The following is a 2,062-nucleotide window of genomic DNA, read 5'->3' as shown; positions in this document are numbered from 1 at the left end:
TAGGAGACTTCGAGCAAGACTTTGAAGCGGTGGTCGAGCCCCTGGGAGGGATCATCGAAGGATGGGGCGTCAAGCAGGAGGTGCGTGGGTTACCCATGTAGTTGGTATTTATGAGCAGCACAGCGTATCGGCTGACCTTTGGGTCGGCCGATTTTGTTTGGGCTACCGTCGCAACGGAAACTGCCGTTTCAGGCGCAAAAAAAAGCCACCCGGATGGGGTGGCGGAAAGGGAAGACCGAGGAGTCATCAGTACACGAGTCAATACGTTACTGAATGTGCAAAGGGTTTGGCTGTAGGACACGTCCTGTTCAACCGATGTGGGCGATTATCCGCATGTGCAGGCGGGCAGTGAAATCAACTCTGACTATGCTGTTGATAGCCAAACACCGCATTGCAACGGAGCGTACGGCGTGGCCCAGGCAATTGCGCGCACCAGGACGGTGCGGCAAATCCCCTCGGATTATGCAACTGTTTGATTATAAAGTGTTTATGCCGCTGGCACGGGCCTTGCGAAGGTTCTTGAGTCCGGGTGACAAGGAGTACGGCATGATCCGCACTTATTACGATGAAATGTACGATGGGGCAGGGCAGGTTCGCCCCCATTATCGCGAGTTCGCCCGCTGGTTGGCCGACACCCCTGCCGAACTGCTGGCCCAGCGCCGGCGTGAAGCCGATTTGCTGTTCCACCGCGCCGGCATCACCTTCACCCTCTACGGGGACGAACAAGGCACCGAGCGCCTGATCCCCTTCGATACCATCCCCCGCAGCATTCCGGCGAGTGAATGGCGGGTTGTCGAACGCGGTTGCATCCAGCGGGTCAAGGCGCTGAACCTGTTCCTCACCGACCTGTACCACGACCAACGCATCATCAAGGCCGGCATCATCCCCGCCGAGCAGGTATTGGCCAACGAGCAATACCAACTGGCAATGCGGGGCCTGGACTTGCACCGCGATATCTATTCGCACATCTCCGGGGTGGACCTCGTACGCGATGGCGACGGCACGTACTACGTGCTCGAAGACAACCTGCGCACGCCCAGCGGTGTCAGCTACATGCTCGAAGACCGCAAGATGATGATGCGTCTGTTCCCCGAGTTGTTCGCGGCCCAACGCATCGCGCCCATCGACCATTACCCCAACCTGCTGCTCGACACCCTCAAAAGCGCCAGCCCCCTGGATAACCCCAGTGTGGTGGTACTGACGCCCGGGCGTTTCAATAGCGCGTTCTTCGAACATGCCTTCCTGGCTCGGGAAATGGGTGTGGAGTTGGTGGAAGGCGCGGATTTGTTCGTGCGCGATGACCGTGTGTTCATGCGCACCACCGATGGGCCCAAGGCTGTCGATGTGATCTACCGTCGCCTCGATGATGCATTTCTAGATCCCTTGGCATTCAACCCCGACTCGATGCTCGGTGTACCCGGCCTGCTCGCCGCCTACCGGTGCGGCAATGTGGTGCTTGCCAACGCCATTGGCACCGGAGTCGCGGACGACAAATCGGTTTACCCGTTCGTCACCGAGATGATCCGCTTCTACCTCGATGAAGAGCCGATCCTGCAGAACGTTCCGACTTTTCAATGCCGTAAGCCTGACGAGTTGTCCCACGTACTGGCCAACCTGCCCGACCTGGTGGTCAAGGAAACCCAGGGCTCCGGTGGTTACGGCATGCTGGTTGGCCCGGCGTCTACAACCGCAGAAATCGAAGCGTTCCGGGCGCGTATCAAGGCCAAGCCACACGCCTATATCGCGCAGCCGACCCTGTGCTTGTCCACCTGCCCGACATTTGTCGAAAACGGCATCGCCCCGCGCCATATCGACCTGCGCCCCTTCGTGTTGTCCGGCAAGGACACCCGCGTGGTGCCGGGTGGCCTGACCCGTGTGGCGCTGCGCGAAGGCTCGCTGGTGGTCAACTCGTCCCAGGGCGGCGGAACCAAAGACACCTGGGTGGTCGAGGACTGATGCCATGTTGAGTAGAACTGCCTCGGATTTGTACTGGATGTCACGCTACCTGGAGCGTGCCGAAAACCTCGCACGCATGCTCGATGTCAGCTATTCGCTGTCGCTG

2 protein-coding genes and 1 pseudogene are annotated in these 2,062 nt (G+C 59.4%); all 3 read left to right on the top strand.

Features of this window, described 5'->3' with window-relative positions; translation table 11 throughout:
• Window positions 1-101: pseudogene (locus APH41_RS27310) on the top strand (ribonuclease E inhibitor RraB); the annotation flags it as partial.
• 445 nt (window positions 102-546) lie between these two features.
• Window positions 547-1,956 carry a circularly permuted type 2 ATP-grasp protein gene (locus APH41_RS27305; protein ID WP_054897219.1) on the top strand — a complete coding sequence of 470 codons (1,410 nt, stop codon included), beginning with the start codon at window positions 547-549 and terminating at the stop codon, window positions 1,954-1,956.
• Between the two features lie 4 nt (window positions 1,957-1,960).
• On the top strand, window positions 1,961-2,062 hold a 102-nt coding region (locus APH41_RS28670), incomplete at its 3' end, for an alpha-E domain-containing protein (RefSeq protein ID WP_177333604.1).

Source organism: Pseudomonas sp. NBRC 111138, assembly GCF_001320835.1.
GTDB classification, from domain to species: Bacteria; Pseudomonadota; Gammaproteobacteria; order Pseudomonadales; family Pseudomonadaceae; genus Aquipseudomonas; species Aquipseudomonas paracarnis.
The sequence above is the reverse complement of the archived record's forward strand: the minus strand, read 5'-3'. Positions and strand labels throughout refer to the sequence as shown.